The sequence below is a fragment of the Pseudomonas sp. R32 genome (genome assembly GCF_009866705.1).
GTDB classification, from domain to species: domain Bacteria; phylum Pseudomonadota; class Gammaproteobacteria; order Pseudomonadales; family Pseudomonadaceae; genus Aquipseudomonas; species Aquipseudomonas donghuensis.
In genome coordinates this window covers 3,697,836-3,715,354 of the sequence record NZ_CP019396.1, presented here as the reverse complement: position 1 = coordinate 3,715,354, position 17,519 = coordinate 3,697,836, and the positions used below count along the sequence as shown (strand labels likewise).

The 17,519-nt window shown below is 63.6% G+C and carries 19 protein-coding genes; 10 read left to right on the top strand and 9 right to left on the bottom strand.

From position 1 onward, the window contains the following. Nucleotides 1–24 precede the first annotated feature (24 nt). A complete protein-coding gene (locus PspR32_RS17245) occupies nt 25–825 on the top strand; it encodes an acyl-CoA thioesterase (protein ID WP_036996371.1) in 801 nt (266 codons plus the stop codon). Here PspR32_RS17245 and PspR32_RS17240 read toward each other — a convergent pair. The 3 genes from PspR32_RS17240 to PspR32_RS17230 all read right to left on the bottom strand — a co-directional run bounded on the left by PspR32_RS17240 (nt 822) and on the right by PspR32_RS17230 (nt 3,632). Further along, nucleotides 822–1,184, bottom strand: coding sequence for an Mpo1-like protein (locus PspR32_RS17240; protein WP_010222559.1), 363 nt, complete (start codon nt 1,182–1,184; stop codon nt 822–824). The genes PspR32_RS17245 and PspR32_RS17240 overlap by 4 nt on opposite strands. 76 nt (nt 1,185–1,260) lie before the next feature. Next, nucleotides 1,261–2,739, bottom strand: coding sequence for a methyl-accepting chemotaxis protein (locus PspR32_RS17235; protein ID WP_036996370.1), 1,479 nt, complete (start codon nt 2,737–2,739; stop codon nt 1,261–1,263). Between the two features lie 86 nt (nt 2,740–2,825). Next, on the bottom strand, nt 2,826–3,632 hold the full coding sequence (locus PspR32_RS17230) for a TatD family hydrolase (RefSeq protein ID WP_010222557.1): 807 nt from the start codon (nt 3,630–3,632) through the stop codon (nt 2,826–2,828). Between the two features lie 158 nt (nt 3,633–3,790). On the opposite strand from PspR32_RS17230, the gene PspR32_RS17225 reads away from it, so the two are divergent. From PspR32_RS17225 to PspR32_RS17215, 3 genes are all read left to right on the top strand, one after another. After that, nucleotides 3,791–5,215, top strand: a complete 1,425-nt coding sequence (locus PspR32_RS17225) for a transglycosylase SLT domain-containing protein (RefSeq protein ID WP_036996369.1) — start codon at nt 3,791–3,793, stop codon at nt 5,213–5,215. Nucleotides 5,216–5,319: 104 nt separating this feature from the next. Further along, on the top strand, nt 5,320–5,757 hold the full coding sequence (locus PspR32_RS17220) for a DoxX family protein (RefSeq protein WP_010222555.1): 438 nt from the start codon (nt 5,320–5,322) through the stop codon (nt 5,755–5,757). 305 nt (nt 5,758–6,062) lie between these two features. Next, nucleotides 6,063–6,371 carry a hypothetical protein gene (locus PspR32_RS17215; RefSeq protein WP_010222554.1) on the top strand — a complete coding sequence of 103 codons (309 nt, stop codon included), beginning with the start codon at nt 6,063–6,065 and terminating at the stop codon, nt 6,369–6,371. Nucleotides 6,372–6,389: 18 nt separating this feature from the next. Here PspR32_RS17215 and PspR32_RS17210 read toward each other — a convergent pair whose 3' ends face one another. Then, entirely contained in the window at nt 6,390–7,607 is a 1,218-nt protein-coding gene (locus tag PspR32_RS17210) for a DUF3422 domain-containing protein (protein WP_159388945.1), read from the bottom strand. 151 nt (nt 7,608–7,758) lie between these two features. Between PspR32_RS17210 and greB the strand changes: the two genes are divergently transcribed. Continuing rightward, nucleotides 7,759–8,235, top strand: a complete 477-nt coding sequence (gene greB / locus PspR32_RS17205) for a transcription elongation factor GreB (protein WP_010222552.1) — start codon at nt 7,759–7,761, stop codon at nt 8,233–8,235. On the opposite strand, the gene PspR32_RS17200 is transcribed toward greB, so the two are convergent. After that, nucleotides 8,236–10,734, bottom strand: a complete 2,499-nt coding sequence (locus PspR32_RS17200; RefSeq protein WP_010222551.1) for an ABC transporter permease — start codon at nt 10,732–10,734, stop codon at nt 8,236–8,238. It lies immediately after the preceding gene. Beyond that, the gene (locus PspR32_RS17195) at nt 10,734–11,417 is read right to left on the bottom strand and encodes an ABC transporter ATP-binding protein (protein WP_010222550.1); all 684 of its coding nucleotides are present in this window, start codon (nt 11,415–11,417) and stop codon (nt 10,734–10,736) included. The genes PspR32_RS17200 and PspR32_RS17195 overlap by 1 nt, the downstream gene beginning before the upstream one ends. A gap of 10 nt (nt 11,418–11,427) precedes the next feature. On the opposite strand from PspR32_RS17195, the gene PspR32_RS17190 reads away from it, so the two are divergent. The 3 genes from PspR32_RS17190 to PspR32_RS17180 all read left to right on the top strand — a co-directional run bounded on the left by PspR32_RS17190 (nt 11,428) and on the right by PspR32_RS17180 (nt 13,470). Then, nucleotides 11,428–12,033: an arylesterase gene (locus tag PspR32_RS17190; protein ID WP_010222549.1), complete on the top strand. Its 606-nt coding sequence runs from the start codon at nt 11,428–11,430 to the stop codon at nt 12,031–12,033. A 56-nt stretch (nt 12,034–12,089) separates the two neighbouring features. Continuing rightward, entirely contained in the window at nt 12,090–12,371 is a 282-nt protein-coding gene (locus PspR32_RS17185; protein ID WP_010222548.1) for a hypothetical protein, read from the top strand. A gap of 121 nt (nt 12,372–12,492) precedes the next feature. After that, nucleotides 12,493–13,470, top strand: a complete 978-nt coding sequence (locus PspR32_RS17180; RefSeq protein ID WP_159388944.1) for a L,D-transpeptidase family protein — start codon at nt 12,493–12,495, stop codon at nt 13,468–13,470. Nucleotides 13,471–13,599: 129 nt separating this feature from the next. Here the strand turns inward: PspR32_RS17180 and oprI are convergent, their stop codons facing one another. Continuing rightward, nucleotides 13,600–13,851, bottom strand: coding sequence for an outer membrane lipoprotei OprI (gene oprI / locus PspR32_RS17175; protein ID WP_003259780.1), 252 nt, complete (start codon nt 13,849–13,851; stop codon nt 13,600–13,602). A gap of 508 nt (nt 13,852–14,359) precedes the next feature. Here oprI and PspR32_RS17170 point away from each other — a divergent pair. Further along, on the top strand, nt 14,360–14,644 hold the full coding sequence (locus tag PspR32_RS17170) for a GNAT family N-acetyltransferase (protein ID WP_010222546.1): 285 nt from the start codon (nt 14,360–14,362) through the stop codon (nt 14,642–14,644). Nucleotides 14,645–14,730: 86 nt separating this feature from the next. Here the strand turns inward: PspR32_RS17170 and PspR32_RS17165 are convergent, their stop codons facing one another. Together PspR32_RS17165 and PspR32_RS17160 are read right to left on the bottom strand one after the other, a co-directional pair. Then, nucleotides 14,731–15,807, bottom strand: a complete 1,077-nt coding sequence (locus PspR32_RS17165) for a 3-deoxy-7-phosphoheptulonate synthase (protein ID WP_010222545.1) — start codon at nt 15,805–15,807, stop codon at nt 14,731–14,733. A gap of 164 nt (nt 15,808–15,971) precedes the next feature. Further along, nucleotides 15,972–16,424, bottom strand: coding sequence for a PilZ domain-containing protein (locus PspR32_RS17160; protein WP_010222544.1), 453 nt, complete (start codon nt 16,422–16,424; stop codon nt 15,972–15,974). Nucleotides 16,425–16,540: 116 nt separating this feature from the next. On the opposite strand from PspR32_RS17160, the gene PspR32_RS17155 reads away from it, so the two are divergent. Continuing rightward, nucleotides 16,541–17,494 (top strand): putative 2-dehydropantoate 2-reductase, encoded by a 954-nt coding sequence (locus tag PspR32_RS17155; RefSeq protein WP_010222543.1) that lies wholly within the window; start codon nt 16,541–16,543, stop codon nt 17,492–17,494. The last annotated feature ends 25 nt before the right edge of the window (nt 17,495–17,519 follow it).

The window sequence follows — 17,519 nt, the reverse complement described above, 5'->3', positions numbered from 1 at the left end:
TTTTTTCTGATCGCTGAGGTCGTCATGAACTTTTCGCAATTGCTCACGGCGGTCCGCCAGCATCCCCAGGCGGTGACCATCGATTCAAGCTGGGCCCAGGGCCGTGCCTGTTTTGGCGGGCTGATGGCTGCCCTGGTGTACGAGGCCATGCTGGCCAAGACTTCGCCGGGGCGTCCAGTGCGTTCCCTGGCCATTACCTTTGTCGGCCCGGCCGAGCCCGAAGTGCCGATCAGCTTCGACGTCGAGCTGCTGCGCGAGGGCAAGGCCGTCAGTTCGCTGTTAGGCCGGGCCACTCAGAACGGTCAAGTGGTGACGCTGATCCAGGGCAGCTTTGGTGCCGGGCGTGACTCGGTCATCGATGTTCCGGCCTTGCCGGCGGTCGAAATGAAAAGCCTGCAGGAGGCCGCGCCCGAGCTGCCTTACATCAAGGGGATCACGCCGGAGTTCATGCGCCACCTGGCCCTGCGCTGGGCGGTGGGCGGCTTGCCGTTCAGCAACACGCCATCGCGCAGCATGGGCGGTTGGGTACGCCTGCGCGGTGACGTCAAGGATGAGCCGGTCAGTGAGGCGCACCTGCTGGCGCTGGTCGATGCCTGGCCGCCGACCTTGTTGCCTTACCTGAGCAAACCGGCGGCGGGCAGCACCCTGACCTGGACCATCGAGTTCGTGCAGCCGGTGCCGAGCCTGAGCACCCTGGACTGGTGCCGGTACTGTGCGCAGATCGACCACGCCCGCGATGGTTACGGGCATGCCTCGGCCGCGCTATGGAGCGCTTCTGGCGAGTTGCTGGCAATCAGTCGCCAGACGGTGTCGGTGTTCGCTTAACGGCGATGACGCTGGCGCCAGGCACGCCACCAGGCACCGCTGAGCACGAAGCGCGGAAAGGTGATGAACTGCTCGACCAGCAGGCGGCCAATGGCATCCTTGCGGTCGGCGAACGGCTCGGGTTGTTCGGCTTCCAGGCGGTGCCCCTGGCGCTGTAGACCGAGCCCGGCGATCAGGGCGATGATGCCCACGGCCAGTTGCCCAAGGTCCAGCGAGAACAGCCCCGAGAGCACCAGCAACACGCCGAGGATGAACAGCGGCACGGCAATCAGGTGCAGCACCAGGTTGGTCGGGTTGCGGTGGTTGTGGTGGTAGCCACGCCATTGCCAGGCGGGCAGGTTGGGCAGGCGTTTACTCATGGAAATGTTCCTCAGGGGCTTGCCTGAAGAATAGTGCGGCCCCGGCAAAGGGGCCAATCGATGGCGGCTATGACGCCTATAGCTTGAGCTGGCCGATGGCCTTGTTCAACTCGCCGGCCAGGGTCGCCAGTTCGCTGCTGGTGGTGGCCGAGTCAACGGTCTGCTGCACGGTCTCTTCGGTGACGTCGCGGATGCTCACCACCGCCCGGTTCATTTCCTCGGCCACCTGGCTCTGCTGCTCGGCGGCCACGGCAATCTGCGTATTGCTCTCACGCATCTGCGCCACCGCGCTGGTGATCTCCGCCAGGGCGGCGCCGGCTTCCTGGGCCTGTTGCACACAGTCGTCGGCCTTGAACGAGCTTTCCTGCATGAAATCCACGGCGTCGCGGGTACCGGCCTGCAGGGCCGAGACCATGGTGGTGATTTCGTCGGTAGAGGCCTGTACCCGTTTGGCCAGGTTGCGCACCTCGTCGGCGACCACCGCAAAGCCACGGCCCAGATCGCCGGCCCGGGCCGCCTCGATGGCGGCGTTGAGTGCCAGCAGGTTGGTCTGCTCGGCGATGCTGTGAATCACCCCGACCACGCCGTTGATCTTCTGGCTGTCGTCGGCCAGCTGGCGGATCATTTCGGCGGTCTGTTGTACGCCGCTGGACAGCCCGGCAATCGAGGTCTGTACCCGGCTGACCACTTCCTGGCCGCTGCCGGCCAGGGTGTCGGCGCTCTGCGACAGGTCGCGGGTGGCGCCGGCGTGCTGGGCGATGTGATAGACCGTGGCGGTCATTTCGTTGATGGCGGTGGCGGCCTGGTCGGTTTCGCTCTGCTGGCCGAGCATGCCGTGACGCACGTCGTTCATGCTCGCGGCCAGGCGCGCGGCGCCGGAATCCAGTTGCGCGGCGGTGCGCGCCACGGTGTTGACCACCCGGTGGTAGGTGGTCTGCATGGCATTGAAGGCGCTGGCCATCTGTCCGACTTCATCACCACAGGCCAGGGGCACGCGGGCTGACAGGTCGCCGGTTTTTTCCACGTGCAGCATCACGTCCTTGAGGGTGTTGAGCTGGCTGAGCAGGAAGCGGATCAGCAGTTGCGAGGCGCAGAGCATCGCCAACATCAGAATCAGTACGCACACGGCGTAATTGGTGAAGCGGTCGGTGAATACCTGGATCAGGCTGGGGGAGGGCGCGAGCACGGCGATCTGCTGATCGCCGTGGCTGATGACCTGGGCACCGGCCAGCGGATTGTCACCCAGCAACGGCATGCCTTCGAGCTCGACCCAGCCTTGGGCCGAGGCCAGCGCATCGAGGCTGTGCCCTTCGAACTGCGGCGCCTGGCCGGTGGTGTACGTCAGCCACAGCGCGTTGCTCGGCAGGGGTTGCCCGGCTGGCCAGGCCGCCAGTAGCTGCGCCTGGGCCTGGGCTTTGCTTTGTGCACTCTGGGCCCGGGCCTGCTGTTCAAGGTGCACGGCATACAGCACCAGAAACAGCGTGGTGACAAAGGCAACCGCATTCACGGCCCAGAACTTGTACTTCAGGGAGATATTGCTAAGCCAGGCACCCATGGTAGGTCTTCTCTGATTGAGCGGAAACATTGTTGGCAAGGTGCCATCATTGTGCCCAGTCGATCATCAAGACGTTTTGATATGCGTCAAATAATCGCGGGCAGGTTAAAGAAGGCGCGGGCAGTGGCGGTGCTGTGGGCTGCCAGCTGCTCGGCGCTTTCGCCACGGTGCAGGGCCACTTCCCGCAGCACTTCGGTCAGGAACGCCGGTTCGTTGCGCCCGCTTTTCGGCTTGGGCCGCAGGCTGCGTGGCAGCAGGTAGGGCGCGTCGCTTTCGAGCATCAGCCGGCCCTGGGGGATGCTGCTGACCAGCGGGTGCAGGTGGGTGCCGCGCCGCTCGTCGCAGATCCAGCCGGTGATGCCGATGTGCAGGTCCAGGTCGAGGTAGCCGAACAGTGCCGCACGCTCGCCGGTAAAGCAGTGCACCACCGCCGCTGGCAGGCGGTCACGAAAATCCTTGAGGATCGCCAGCAGGCGTTCGCTGGCGTCACGTTCGTGAAGAAACACCGGCATCTGCAGTTCCACCGCCAGGGCCAGCTGTTCTTCCAGGGCTTTTTCCTGTTGCGGGCGCGGCGAGAAATCGCGGTTGAAATCCAGCCCGCATTCACCCACGGCCTGCACCCGCGGCTGCTCAAGCAAGGCGCGCAGCTGGCGGTTGCTGTCGGTGCTCCAACTGCTGGCGTCATGGGGGTGAACCCCGGCGGTGCTGAACAGGCGCTGGGCGCCTTCATCCAACTGCTGGCACAGCTCAAGGGCCTGTTCGCTGCCCGCAAGGCTGGTGCCGGTGACCATCATCTGCACCACCCCGGCGGCCTCGGCGCGTTCGAGAATTGCCGGGTGTTTGTCGGCAAAACTTGGGTTGGTCAGATTGACGCCGATGTCGATGAGTTGCATGGTGCTACCTCAGGCCGGGGGCCGGCCAGCATAACAAAGCTCGACGAAAATCGATAAAGCCAAGAACTTCAACGAGTTGTCGTGGTCTTTTGCGGTCAACTGTCATGGAACGACTGCAAACTATGGCGCCAACCCCACACGCGCGGACCTCGCAACGGATGACCCGAGCGCTGTTTTTGTTGATCGTGCTGAGCTTCTCGCTGCTGACGGCAGGGCCGGCCAGCGCGCGTCTGGCCGGCCCGCAACAGGCGGTGCCCAAGACCCCGGTGCGCGACCTGGCGCAGATTCGCAGCAGCCGGGTGCTGAAAGTGCTGGTCAACCAGAGCCGCAACAGCTCCGGCGAAGTCAAGGGCGAACCGGTGGGCGTCGAGCACCACCGCCTGCGTGCTTTTGAGCACTACCTCAACGCCCGCGCCCGCGATGGCGAGGAAATCCGCCTGAAGATCATCCCCCGCGCCAAGGAACAGCTGCTGGCCGCCTTGCAGCGCGGCGAAGCCGACCTGGTGGCACCGGGCGAACTGGTCGATCCAACCTCCACCCGCGGCCTCAGTGCCAGTGATCCGGTGGTCGACAAGGTGCCCCTGGTGCTGGTCGGGCGCAAGGGCGAGCGCAGTTTCCAGCGCGTCGAGCAACTGTCCGGGCGCACCTTGGCACTGACCAGCTCAAGTGCCGCCGGCGACACCCTGCATGAGATCAACCAGAAGCTGGCCCTGCGTAAGCTGGCGCCGATCAAGGTCGAGTGGGTCGACCCGACGCTGGCGGTCGAAGATGTGCTGGAGATGGTCCAGGCCGGGATTTTTCACCTGACCGTGGTCGAGCAGCCGATTGCCGAACGCTGGGCCAAGGTCATGCCCAAGCTGCGGGTCGAGCGCAAACTGCATGTGGCCAGCCCCGAGGCCATGCGCTGGTACGTGCGCCGTGACGCGGTAATGCTGCACGCCAGCGTCGATCGCTTTCTTCAGGGCTACAAGGCGCCGGCCAATCAGGATGCAGCGTTTGAGCGGATCTACCGGCGTCTGTACCGGGTCCACAATCCCCTGGCACGCACTGATCGCAAGCGCCTGGAGGCATTGCGTCCGGTGCTGCAGCGCCACGCCCGCGAACAGAAGATCGACTGGTTGAACCTGGCTGCGGTGGCCTTCAAGGAGTCCTCCCTTGACCCGACTGCCCGCGGGGCAGGGGGCGCCCACGGGCTGATGCAGATCACTCCCAGCGCCGCTCAGCGGGTGGGGGTGAGCAATATTGCCAATGTCGATGGCAATGTTCAGGCCAGCGCCCGCTACATGGCGCTGATCCGGCGCAAGTTCTTTTCCAGCAACCAGCTTAACGAGCGTGAACGCATGGCGTTCACCCTGGCGGCCTATAACCTGGGCCCGGAGCGGGTTCAGGCGATGCGTGCCGAAGCGCGGCGGCGTGGGCTCAATGGCAACCAGTGGTTCTTCCAGACCGAGCGCATCGCCATGGAACAGGTGGGCATGGGGCCGGTGAGCTATGTGAACAGCGTCAACAAGTACTTCCTGGCCTTCGACCGTGAGCGCGCATCCCTGGAGCCGAAAGGGGGTAAAGGTGTGGGGCAAAAATAATCGAATAATTCGATTTTAATGTCGTAAATTTTGCGATTTTACTATTGGTTTATTCGATTAATATGGCGCCCAACACCACACATCACACCCCTTAAGGAACACTCATGAACAACAACATCCTCAACGCCGTAGTTGCCAGCCGTGCCAGCTGGGGCCTGAGCATCATCCGTATTCTGGTCGGTATCATCTTCATGGCCCATGGCGCGCAGAAGCTCTTCGGCCTGTTTGGCGGCGGCGGCCTGGCGGGGACCGCGCAGTTCATGGAAAGCCTCGGCCTGGCGCCTGGCCTGCTGATGGCGCTGCTGTCCGGCGGTGCCGAGTTCTTCGGCGGCCTGGCCCTGGTGATCGGCTTGCTGGTACGGCCAGCTGCACTGGCGCTGACCGTGACGCTGATCGTGGCGATCTTCTCGGTGCATATCGGCAATGGGTTGTTCATGGCCAACAATGGCTATGAGTTTGCCCTGGCGTTGATGGCGGGGACGCTGGCGGTGCTGGTTGAGGGGGCGGGGAAACTGTCGTTGGATCGATTGATTGTGCGCTGATCCGGATGGGGCGGTGATGCCGCCTGACTCGACTTGCCCCGCGATGCGATCTGGCAGACAGAACGCTATCGCGGGGCAACCCCGCTCCTATCGTTTGATGTCGGATTTCCGGGGCTTTTTAGTCGCCAGGCCGTTGACATTCCACCCGCGGCTTCTCTAGGATGCTGACTTGCGCCGATTTAAACAGCTACTTGCGGGGCGCAGGGTTACCTCTTCGGAGGTTTCACCAAATACCGCTAAAACGCTGGTTCGGTGACGCCTCCCACCGCAGCCCAGCGGGTTTTGCGAGGCGGAGATCTAACCCCATGAGTTGTCCACGTTCCAGCGTTTGCCTGACCCCGTTGCCCGCCAGCCAGGGCACGCGCACGCCGCGTATTCTTCTGGGCGGCAGCCATCAGCCAACCCTTCTGCGTTACCTCGACGGCTGGCCGCGTCGCAACAGCCGCAACTCCGCCTTCCTGATCCAGTTCGCCGATAGCCGCGACTCCCTTGGCCAGTTCGCCAACGACCGTTTCGACCTCGCCGTGATCCAGTCGCCCAGCGCCGACGACGCTGCCGAAGTCATCGGCCACCTGACCCGCGTCGCCCGCCAGGGGTTGATCACCCGGGCTTGAAGCGCCCGGGCCGGTACGTCAATGCGCCTTGGCTTTCCTGATCCGTAGCAGGATCACCAGCATGATCAGCATCACCACCGGCGCCATGCCCAACAACGCCTCGCGTGCGCTGATCTGCGCGCCCAGGGTATGCAGGCCGGCATAGAAGAGCTTGAACAGGCTCAGCAGGTAGTAGCTGATGGCGATGATCGAAAGCCCTTCGACCGCCCGCTGGATCTTGATCTGAGTGTCGGCGCGGGCGTTGAGGCTGCGCAAGATCTCGGCGTTCTGTTCCTCCATCTCGACCTGCACCCGTGCCTGCAGCAGGTCGCCAAGGTTGGCCACGCTCTCGGCCAGGTGCTCAAGGCGTTGTTCGGTGACCGCGCAGTAACGCACGGTGGGCTTGAACCGCCGCTCGATGAACACCCCCAGGCGCTGGCAATCACCGACATGGCTTTCACGCAGTTCGCCCAGGCGCTCGAATACCAGTTGCGCATAGGCCTGGGTGGCGCTGAAGCGATGGCGGTGCTTGACCGTGCTGCCGACCACCTGGCGCGACAGTTGGGCGATATCGGCCAGCAGCGCCTTGGCATTGCCGCCGTCACTGCTGACGTTGCGTTCCGACAGGCTGACCAGCTTGCGGTCATAGGCGTCAAGTTGCGGGCTCAGGGCCTTGGCAACGGTCAACGACAATGAGGCCATCATCCGGTAGGTCTCGATCTCCAGCAGGCGGCGGATCATTCGCCCCTGACGGTAGGCATTGAGCCGGCGGTTGATGAACAGGAAGCGGTTGGTGCCATCTGCAGTCAGGCGAAAATCGCTCCACACCACGGCATCGCCGCCGCCCACGCAGGAGCCGCAAGGGTCCTTGAACGCGTAGCGGCTCAGGTCCAGATCCTGTTCGTCGCGCACCAGTACCTGCACCGCGTTGATCATCTGCTCGCGGTAAGGCTCGACACCTGCGGCCAGGGCCGGCGGCAGGGTGGTCCAGTTCAGCTCGCGGCTGGCGGCGGGTACCACCATCGTCAGGGTGAAGAACTCGGCATGGCGTTCCCATTTGAACGGATGGCCGTCCAGCTGGGTGATGCCCTGCGCGGCGTCCGGCTCGAACGCATCCGCGCAGCAGCGCTGCAGCAGAGCGTTGCAATCGGCATCGGTGCCGAGAAACGCCAGGTGGAAAACATGCGCCGGCTCATCGAAGTACAGCGACGGGCGGGCGTGCAACTCGTTGTGCAAGGTGGTGCGTTGGGCGTGCATGCGGGTCAGACCGTATTGTTGTGGTTGTCTGCGGATTCCCTTTGGGACTGGAGCCGCCAGGCACAAGTCACGTGCAGTTGCGCCGCGCGTCGGCAGGGTTGATGATCAGGCCCTGCAAGCCACTCAGTCAGCCTGTAAGCGAGAATTTTTGTTGAGTACGCAAATCATCACGAAGGAAGGTCACGAAGCGCTCAAGCAGGAGCTGGACCATCTGTGGCGGGTAAAGCGTCCCGATATCACCCAGAAAGTCACCTGGGCGGCGTCTTTGGGCGATCGTAGCGAAAACGCCGATTACCAGTACAACAAGAAACTGCTGCGTGAGATCGACCGCCGCGTGCGCTACCTGCGCAAGCGTCTGGAAGACATGCGCGTGGTCGAGTACTCGCCGGAGCAGGAAGGCCGGGTGTTCTTCGGCGCCTGGGTCGAGATCGAGAACGAGGAGGGCGAGACCAAGCGTTTTCGCATCGTCGGTTACGACGAGATCTACGGGCGCATGGACTACATCTCGATCGACTCGCCCATGGCCCGCGCCTTGCTGAAAAAAGAGGTCGGCGATGAAGTCATCGTCCAGACCCCTTCCGGCGAGATGTGCTGGTGGGTCAACGCCATCGACTACGTCAAACCCTGATCAGCCCTCGCGCAGCACCGCCAGCGGGCTGGCATTGAGCGCCCGGCGCGTACCGTAGACCCCGGCGCCGCCGACCAGCAGGGCGCCGATGACCGGCAGCAACAGCAGCCACGGGTGCGGGCTCCAGTGCAGGTCGAAGGCATAGCGGTACAGCACCAGGGTGATCAGCTCGCAGCCGATTGCCGCCAGCAGGCCGCTGGCCGCCCCGAGCAAGCCGAACTCGATGCGCCGGGCCTTGACCAGCAAGCCGCGCCCGGCGCCCAGGGCACGCAGCAGGGCGCCCTGGCGGATGCGTTCATCAAGGGTCGCCTGCAAGCCGGCGAACAGCACTGCCAGGCCCGCCGCCAGCACGAACAACAGCACGTACTCCACCGCCAGGGTGACCTGGGCGAGGATGCTGCGCAGCTGTTCGAGCAGGGCGTCGACCTGGAGGATGGTCACCGCCGGAAACGCCCGCGACAGCGCCACCACCTGCGGGTCATGGCCGGGTGCCAGGTAGAAGCTGGTCAGGTAGGTGGTCGGCAGGTCCTGCAGGGTTTCAGGCTGGAAGATCATGTAGAAGTTGGGCTGGAAGCTGTCCCAGTTGACTGTGCGCAGGCTGCTGACCTGTACCTGGCGTTGCAGGCCGCCAATGGTGAAGGTCAGTTGGTCGCCCAGCTTGAGCTTGAGGCTCAGGGCCAGTTCGGCTTCCACCGAAACACCGGGCAAGGCCTCGGCGGCAGGTTTGGCTTGCCACCACTGGCCGGCGATCAGGCTGTTGCCCTGGGGCAGGTCGGCGGCCCAGGTCAGGCTCAGGTCGCGCTGCACGGCGCGGTCGCCGGTGGTTTCCTTGCTGACGATCTGTTGCACCGGCTCGCCGTTGATTGCCGTCAGGCGTCCGGGGATCACCGGGTACAACGGCGCGGCTTGGGCAGAGAACTCGGTCAGGCGCTGGGCAAAGCTGTTCTTGTCGTCGGGCAGGATGTTCAGGGCGAAATAGTTCGGCGCGTCCTTGGGCAACTGGTTCTGCCAGGTGTCGAGCAGCTCGGCGCGCAACAGGGCAATCAGGGCCATGGCCAGCAGGATCAGACCGAAGGCCAGGGATTGCCCGGCAGCCGCCAGCGGGTGGCGCAGCAATTGGCCAAGGCCCAGGCGCCAGGCCAGCGGGCTATCGGCGAGCAGGCGCCGCAGGCTGCGCAGGCCGAGCAACAGCAGCCCGCCGAGCAGCAAGGCGGCGACCAGGCCGCCGCCGAGCAGGGCAAAGGTCAGCAGCAGGTCGAGGCTCAGCCGCCACATGATCAGCCCCAGGGCAAACAGCGCGGCGCCATACACCAGCCAGCTACTGGCCGGCACCGGCAACAGGTCGCGGCGCAGGACCCGCAACGGCGGCACCCGGCCAAGGGCCGCCAGCGGCGGCAGGGCGAAACCGGCCAGGGCCACCAGGCCAGTGGCAATCCCGGCCAGGGCCGGGGCAATGCCACCGGGCGGAACCTGTGCCGGCATCAACCCTTGCAGCAACTCGAACAAGCCCAACTGGGCCAGCCAGCCGAGCGCTGCGCCACACAGTGCGGCGATGCTGCCCAGAATCGCCAGTTGCAGGCAGAACAGGCTCAACGCCTGGCGACGCGACAGGCCCAGGCAACGCAGCAGGGCGCTGGCATCGAACCGACGGGTAGCGAAGCGGCTGGCCGACAGCGCCACGGCAACACCGGCGAGCAGCACCGCCACCAGGCTGGCCATGTTCAGGTAGCGCTCGGCCTTGCCCAGGGCGCCGCCGATCTGCTGGTTGCCGTCGCGCGAGTCCTGCAGGCGTTGGTTGGCGGCGAGGCTTTTGCTCACCGCGTCACGATAACTGGCCAGCGCGTCGGGCTCGCCACGCCAGAGTTCGCGATAACTGACCCGGCTACCCGGTTGCACCACCCCGGTGGCCTCAAGGTCGGCGAGGTTGATCAGCACTCGCGGGGTCAGGCTGTAGAAGTTGCCGGCGCGGTCGGGCTCGTAGGTCAGCACCCGGCTCATGCGCAGGGTTTTCATGCCCACATCGATACTGTCGCCGATCTTCAGGTCCAGCGCCGCCAGCAGTCGCGGTTCGACCCAGGCCTCGCCTGGCGCCGGGCCGCCGCCAGCGGTTTCGGCGCCATAGGGCTCGGCGGCGCTGCGCAGCGCACCGCGCAGCGGGTAGGTAGCGTTGGCCGCCTTGATGCTCGACAACTGAATACCGTTGTCGGTGGCGATCACGCTGGAAAACTCGACCACCCGGGCGTGTTGCAAGCCCAGCGCGGTGCCGCGGTTGACCTGCTCGGGCGCGGCTGGCGAGCTGCCTTGCAGCACCAGGTCGGCGCCGAGGAATTCGGTGGCGCGCAGCAACATGGCGCCGTTGAGGCGGGCGCCGAAATAACCGATGGCGGTACTGGCCGCCACCGCCACCAACAGGGCGAAGAACAGCACGCGCAACTCACCGGCGCGGGCGTCGCGCAGCAACTGGCGCAGGGCCAGGGGGAACAACGGCAAGCGCTTCATCAAGGCTCCAGCGGCGCGACCAGGTGGCCGGCGTCCAGGCGGATCAGACGACGGCAGCGCTGGGCCAGGCGTTCGTCATGGGTGACCAGCACCAGGGTGGTGCCGCGTTCCTTGTTCAGGTCGAACAGCAGGTCGCTGATACGCTCGCCGGTATGGCTGTCGAGGTTGCCGGTGGGCTCGTCGGCAAACAGCACCGCGGGCTCGGCGGCAAAGGCGCGGGCGATGGCCACCCGTTGCTGTTCGCCACCGGAAAGCTGGCGTGGCGAGTGGCTCAGGCGCTGGCCCAGGCCGACCCGCTCAAGCAGGCTGCGGGCGTGCTCGCGGGCATCGCGGCGACCGTCCAGCTCCAGTGGCAGCATGACGTTTTCCAGCGCGTTGAGGCTGTCGAGCAATTGGAACGACTGGAACACAAAGCCGACGTGCTCGGCCCGCACCCGCGCGCGCTGGTCTTCATCCAGCGGGCCGAGGTCATGGCCCGCTAGCGTCACGGAGCCGGCACTGGGCAGGTCGAGGCCGGCGAGCAGGCCGAGCAGGGTCGATTTGCCCGAGCCCGAGGCGCCGACAATCGCCAGGCTGTCGCCCTGTTTCAATTCCAGCGAGAGTTCGTGCAGGATGGTCAGGTCGCCTTCCGCGCTGGGGACCACTTTGCTAAGGTTGCGCGCACTGAGAATGCTGGGGCCCATGGAGAATCCGATGCGAGTATGGTTATTGAGTGCTGGCCTGGCCTTGATGTGCATGGCCCAGGGCGCAGCAGCGGGGACCGTGCTGATTGTCGGCGATAGTATCAGTGCCGCTTTCGGCCTGGATACCCGCGAGGGCTGGGTTGCCTTGCTGGAGCAACGCCTTAAGCGCGAGGGTTTCGACGCCAAGGTGGTCAATGCCTCGATCAGCGGCGACACCAGTGCCGGAGGCCAGGCGCGGCTGCCGGCGCTGCTTGCAGAGCACAAGCCGGAGCTGGTGGTGCTTGAATTGGGCGGCAACGATGGCCTGCGCGGGCAGCTGCCAACGCAATTGCAACAAAATCTTGCCTCGATGATCGACAAATCGCGGGCTGCCGGCGCCAAGGTGCTCTTACTGGGCATGCGCCTGCCGCCCAACTATGGCAAGCGTTACAACGAGGCCTTCGCCAAGGTGTATGAAAACCTGGCGACGGAAAAACAGGTGCCGCTGGTGCCGTTTTTTCTCGAAGGGGTGGGCGGTGTGCCCGAGCTGATGCAGGCCGATGGCATTCATCCGGGGCAGGGCGCCCAGGCCAGGTTGCTGGAAAATGCCTGGCCGCAACTAAAACCGCTGCTTTGACGCTTTTATAGTGACCGGCTTTCGGCTAATGTTGCGCCCCCGATTTGGAGCCCCCGATGCCGCGTCCCGCCTGGTCCCTGTATGCCTATCAATTGATCGAGCCTGACGAACAGCTTGACCTGTTCGCCTGCCAGGAGATCCGCGTCCACCTGGTAGCCCGCCAGCTTGAGCTCGGTGGCTCGGCCGACCGTACCCTGTGCGGCACTCTGTTGCCGGCGCAACCGCGCTGGTCGCAGGCCGAGCGCAGCATTTACCGTGACCGCCGCCTGTGCTCGCTGTGCCGGGCGATTCTCGATGCCCAGCGCCGTGGCACACGGCCGGTATGGCCCGAGCTGTAACCTGCTGATATAACCTTTCATCCCCTGTACGGCCAACCGCTGCCGGGACATCTCCCGATTATGCAGGGGGCGGTGTACAATCGATTGCTTGACTCAATTGAATTAGCGAAGGATTTCCCGGATGTTGCCGCGCTTTCCCGCCGTCACCCGTTGCCTGTCCCTGGCCGCCCTGCTGGCGGCAGGTCCCGCTGCTGCGCTGGAGTTCCCCCTGCCGTCTCCCGGTGAAGACGTCATCGGCCAGGTCCAGGTGATCAAGGCCAAGTACGAAGACACCTTTGCCGACATCGGTACAGCCAACGACCTTGGCTATCTGGAAATGATCGCCGCCAACCCCGGCGTCGACCCATGGCTGCCGGGCGCCGGCACCGAGATCATCCTGCCGACCCGCTTCATCCTGCCGCCGGGCCCGCGTGAAGGCATCGTCATCAACCTGGCCGAGTACCGCATGTACTACTACCCGAAAGGGCAGAACGTGGTGCACACCTACCCGCTGGGTATCGGTCGTGAAGGCTGGGGCTCGCCGATCGCCAACACCAGGGTCACGGCCAAGACCCCGAACCCGACCTGGACGCCACCGGCCTCGATCCGCAAGGAACACGCCGAAGACGGTGACATCCTCCCGGCCGTGGTGCCGGCAGGCCCGGACAACCCGCTGGGGCCGTTCAAGTTCACCCTTGGCGTGCCGGGCTACCTGATCCACGGTTCGAACAAGAAGTTCGGCATCGGCATGCGCACCAGCCACGGTTGCTTCCGCATGTTCAACAACAACGTGCTTGAGCTGGCCAAGATGGCCCCGGTCGGTGTGCCGGTACGCATCATCAACGAGCCCTACAAGTTCGGCCTCAGTGCCGGCAAGGTCTACCTCGAGGCGCACACGCCGCTGGACGACAAGGGCGACCCGTCGGTGGTCGACAAGCACACGTCAGTCATCAATGCCCTGCTCAAGCGTGAAGACCTGGCCAACAACCTGCGCATGAACTGGGACATGGTGCGTGATGTGATCGCAGCCGAAGACGGCATGCCGGTGGAAATTGCCGTACCCAATGGTGCCGGCGGCCAGGCGCCGATGGTTTCCAGCGTGCCTTACGACATGCAGTAAGCCCTGCCTGCTTTATCCGAGGCCTGCCATCGTGCAGGCCTCGTCGTTTCTGGCGTCGCACTTTTCTGGCAGCAATAAAAAAGCCGACCCACAAGTGGGTCGGCTTCCAATAACAATCCCGAAGGACTATTACTTGCGGCTGGCTTTGTCCAGCATACGCAGAGCGCGCTCGTTAGCTTCGTCAGCGGTCTGTTGTGCTTTTTGAGCAGCAGCCAGAGCGTCGTCAGCTTTGCGATAGGCTTCATCGGCACGAGCTTGTGCACGAGCAGCTGCGTCTTCGGTAGCGGTCAGACGAGCTTCGGTTTCTTTGGATACGCTGCTGCAACCGGTAGCCAGAACTGCGGCCAGAGCCAGAGCAGAAAATTTCAGAACGTTGTTCATCGTGTTCCCCTTCAAGGACTTTCTATTAAATAGCCATCTCTCAAGAAAGAGAAACTGGCCGGCGTACATAGTACCCATTACTTGTAGTAAGTAAACTGACAGAGCGCAAGAACTGCAAAAAAATGCGCCTGTCCCGGGTCCGCCACAGCCTAATGTAGAAAAACTGTGAAGGCGCCGCCCGCGCGGGTGCTTGCAAGTGTAGCAAGTGCGTATTTTGTTGAACTAAAAGTGACTTAAAGTGTCATCCTTCGTCATAGCACTACAACATCCGGCAACTGTTCAGGCCGATGCTCGCCGCCGTGTCCGCTTGCCACAAGTGGGTGAAATTTGCGACCAGCCACCTTGAGCATCTGGGCGTGGGGCGCCTACTATTTGTACGTGCTCATTTGCCAGAGAACAGCCATGCTCTTCTCGCTGTCCAATGGGGCACGGGGTGGCGTAGAGGTTCCTTCGCCGGAAAAACATCGGTAAGGTAGGGGTCAGAGCACAAGACCCGCGAGGAGTAGTGATGAGCGAGGCGTTGTCCATCCACCATGACCAGGCTGGTCATCAATTCGAGACCAATGTGGACGGTCATCGTGCTTACCTGACCTACATGGACCTGGGTAAGCAAACCCTGGATATCTATCGCACGTTCGTACCGAACGCGTTGCGTGGCCGGGGTATCGCTGCGGCACTCACCGAACAGGCGCTCAAGTACGCCGAAGACATGGGTTATACCGTGATCCCGTCGTGCTCCTATGTCGAGCGTTACATGGAGCGTCAGCAAAAACACGCCACCAACAAGGCCTGAGGATCGCGAAGGGCAGCCATCAGCGCTGCTGTTCAACGCACCAATAAAAACGCCGGGCAATTGCCCGGCGTTTTTGTATCTGCCTGTCAGCCGCGCTGGCGTTTGGGCAGCACGTCCTTGAGCTTGGCGTGCATGCTGCGCAAGGTCTTCTCGGTCGACTCCCAGTCGATGCAGGCGTCGGTGATGGATACACCGTACTGCAGGTCGTTGAGGTCTTTCGGGATCGCCTGGCAGCCCCAGTTCAGGTGGCTCTCGACCATCAGGCCGATGATCGACTGGTTGCCTTCGAGGATCTGGTTGGCGACGTTCTCCATCACCAGCGGCTGCAGGGCCGGGTCCTTGTTGGAGTTGGCGTGGCTGCAGTCGACCATGATGTTCGGCTTGATCTTGGCCTTGGCCAGGGCCTGTTCGCACAGGGCGACGCTGACCGAGTCATAGTTGGGCTTGCCGTTGCCACCACGCAGTACCACGTGACCGTAGGCGTTGCCCTTGGTGGTGACGATGGACACGCCGCCTTCCTGGTTGATGCCGAGGAAGCGATGCGGGCTGGAAACCGACTGCAGGGCATTGATGGCAACGGTCAGGCCGCCGTCGGTACCGTTTTTGAAACCGACCGCCGAGGACAGGCCCGAGGCCATTTCGCGGTGGGTCTGGGATTCGGTGGTGCGCGCGCCGATGGCCGACCAGCTGATCAGGTCCTGCAGGTACTGCGGGGAGATCGGGTCAAGGGCTTCGGTGGCGGTCGGCAGGCCCATTTCCGCCAGGTCCAGCAGCAGTTGGCGACCGATGTGCAGGCCATCCTGGATCTTGAACGAGTCGTCCAGGTACGGGTCGTTGATCAGGCCTTTCCAGCCGACCGTGGTCCGCGGCTTTTCGAAATACACGCGCATGACCAGGTACAGGGTGTCGGACACCTCTGCCGCCAGCACCTTGAGGCGCTCGGCGTATTCGTGGGCAGCCTTGATGTCGTGGATCGAGCAGGGGCCGATCACCACGAACAGGCGGTGGTCCTTGCCGTCGAGGATATTGCGTACCACTTCGCGACCGGCAGTCACGGTCTGCAGGGCGGTAGCGCTGAGGGGGATTTCCTTCTTGAGCTGATCGGGGGTGATCAAGGTCTCGTTGGAGGCAACGTTAAGGTCATCGATCGGTAAATCAGCCATCGTGTTACTCGTCAGGTCACGGGTGCCGGCCGCCAGCGATCCCCGTGCGGCGGAGCAGCGAAAATTGTACGCAGCGGGGAGCCGAACCTTAGCGCGTTACACCGTGGCTCGACAATGGGCAAGGGCGGCTTTCCTGCAAGGAAAAGCCCACAGACACGGGGTTTTTAGCCCGGAAGGAGGATTTCCCGGGTATGGCTTGCCTCAAGGCTGGCTTCGGAGAACTCGCCGGCGTGCAGGCTGACCCATTGCTGGGCGAGGGTTTCAAGGTCCGCGTCCGGGCTTTCGGCTTGGGTTTGTGCCTGGCAGAAGTGCTGGATCTGGCACACCTGTTCGCCCATGCGCGCGCCAAACAATGCTTGTTCATCGACGAAGGCAATGCCCACCCGATAGCCGTCCTGTTGCTTCTGGCACCAGGCGACATAACCGGGATAGCGTGCCTCGGCGCCGAGCGAGGGGATCAGCATTTCCACCGCCATGCCGCGTCGATAGGCCCGTGGATGGTTGCAGGCGATTCCGCCCAGGCTGATAGTGTGCAGACGTTGGCGAAACAGTTTGGGCGACTGACGCAGGGTCAGTACGACCGGAACGTCGTCCGGGTGCAGCAGAAACCCACGCATGCTCGACTCCGTGTCGATTTTTTGACCTTGTTCGCTTGAGTATAGTGAAGGTTCGCAAGACGTATGATTTGCGTGTAAAAAATGTGAACAGAAAATGAACGGTTGAGGAGAGCAGGATGAGCACGAGCAACCCGCGTATCGGCGTGATCGGAACCGGCGCCATTGGCGGCTTCTATGGCCTGATGCTGGCGCGTGCCGGGTTCGAGGTGCATTTTCTCCTGCGTAGCGAGTTCGAAGCCGTTCAGCAGCACGGGTTGCAGCTCGACAGCGCGGTTCACGGCGTTATAAAGATGCCGGTCTTGGCCTATGCCGAAGCCGCTGACATGCCGCCCTGCGACTGGTTGCTGGTGGGCGCCAAGACCACCAGCAACGCCGAGCTTGCGCCGTTGATCGCTCAGGTCGCGGCGCCTGATGCCAAGGTGGTGCTGCTGCAAAACGGCCTGGGTGTCGAAGAGCAGTTGCGCCCGTTGCTGCCCGCCGACCTGCACCTGCTCGGTGGCTTGTGCTTTATCTGCGTCAACCGCGAAGCCCCGGGGGTGATCCGGCACCAGTCGTTGGGTGCGGTGAACCTTGGCTATCACAGTGGTCCGGCGGCGGATGAAGACAGCCGGCAGTCCATTGTCGAGGCCGGAGCGACGTTGTTCCATGCAGCCGGCATCGACTCCCAGGCGATGACCAACCTGGCCCAGGCCCGCTGGCAGAAGCTGGTGTGGAATGTGCCCTACAATGGTTTGTCAGTGCTGCTCAAGGCCAGCACCACGCCGCTGATGGCCGACGCCGACAGCCGCGCCTTGATCCAGGCGTTGATGGCCGAAGTGGTGCAGGGCGCGCGTGCGTGTGGCCATGAGCTGCCGCAAGGCTATGCCGAGCACCTGTTCGCGGTAACCGAGAAGATGCCTGATTACTGGCCGAGCATGTACCACGACTTTACCCAGCAGCGGCCGTTGGAACTGGCGGCCATTTATGCCGAGCCGTTGGCCCAGGCCAGGGCGGCGGGGTGTGAATTGCCGAAGATGCAGGTGCTGTATCAGGCCCTGGCCTTTATTGATCGGCATAACTTGCAGGATTGATGAGCGTCGGGGCTGCTGCGCAGCC

What these genes read in the sequence shown, in the direction of transcription:
- PspR32_RS17245 (WP_036996371.1), top strand. Translation starts at nt 25, where the DNA reads ATGAACTTTTCGCAATTGCTCACGGCGGTCCGCCAGCATCCCCAGGCG.
- PspR32_RS17240 (WP_010222559.1), bottom strand. Translation starts at nt 1,184, where the DNA reads ATGAGTAAACGCCTGCCCAACCTGCCCGCCTGGCAATGGCGTGGCTAC.
- PspR32_RS17235 (WP_036996370.1), bottom strand. Translation starts at nt 2,739, where the DNA reads ATGGGTGCCTGGCTTAGCAATATCTCCCTGAAGTACAAGTTCTGGGCC.
- PspR32_RS17230 (WP_010222557.1), bottom strand. Translation starts at nt 3,632, where the DNA reads ATGCAACTCATCGACATCGGCGTCAATCTGACCAACCCAAGTTTTGCC.
- PspR32_RS17225 (WP_036996369.1), top strand. Translation starts at nt 3,791, where the DNA reads ATGACCCGAGCGCTGTTTTTGTTGATCGTGCTGAGCTTCTCGCTGCTG.
- PspR32_RS17220 (WP_010222555.1), top strand. Translation starts at nt 5,320, where the DNA reads ATGAACAACAACATCCTCAACGCCGTAGTTGCCAGCCGTGCCAGCTGG.
- PspR32_RS17215 (WP_010222554.1), top strand. Translation starts at nt 6,063, where the DNA reads ATGAGTTGTCCACGTTCCAGCGTTTGCCTGACCCCGTTGCCCGCCAGC.
- PspR32_RS17210 (WP_159388945.1), bottom strand. Translation starts at nt 7,607, where the DNA reads ATGCACGCCCAACGCACCACCTTGCACAACGAGTTGCACGCCCGCCCG.
- PspR32_RS17200 (WP_010222551.1), bottom strand. Translation starts at nt 10,734, where the DNA reads ATGAAGCGCTTGCCGTTGTTCCCCCTGGCCCTGCGCCAGTTGCTGCGC.
- PspR32_RS17195 (WP_010222550.1), bottom strand. Translation starts at nt 11,417, where the DNA reads ATGGGCCCCAGCATTCTCAGTGCGCGCAACCTTAGCAAAGTGGTCCCC.
- PspR32_RS17190 (WP_010222549.1), top strand. Translation starts at nt 11,428, where the DNA reads ATGCGAGTATGGTTATTGAGTGCTGGCCTGGCCTTGATGTGCATGGCC.
- PspR32_RS17185 (WP_010222548.1), top strand. Translation starts at nt 12,090, where the DNA reads ATGCCGCGTCCCGCCTGGTCCCTGTATGCCTATCAATTGATCGAGCCT.
- PspR32_RS17180 (WP_159388944.1), top strand. Translation starts at nt 12,493, where the DNA reads ATGTTGCCGCGCTTTCCCGCCGTCACCCGTTGCCTGTCCCTGGCCGCC.
- oprI (WP_003259780.1), bottom strand. Translation starts at nt 13,851, where the DNA reads ATGAACAACGTTCTGAAATTTTCTGCTCTGGCTCTGGCCGCAGTTCTG.
- PspR32_RS17170 (WP_010222546.1), top strand. Translation starts at nt 14,360, where the DNA reads ATGAGCGAGGCGTTGTCCATCCACCATGACCAGGCTGGTCATCAATTC.
- PspR32_RS17165 (WP_010222545.1), bottom strand. Translation starts at nt 15,807, where the DNA reads ATGGCTGATTTACCGATCGATGACCTTAACGTTGCCTCCAACGAGACC.
- PspR32_RS17160 (WP_010222544.1), bottom strand. Translation starts at nt 16,424, where the DNA reads ATGCGTGGGTTTCTGCTGCACCCGGACGACGTTCCGGTCGTACTGACC.
- PspR32_RS17155 (WP_010222543.1), top strand. Translation starts at nt 16,541, where the DNA reads ATGAGCACGAGCAACCCGCGTATCGGCGTGATCGGAACCGGCGCCATT.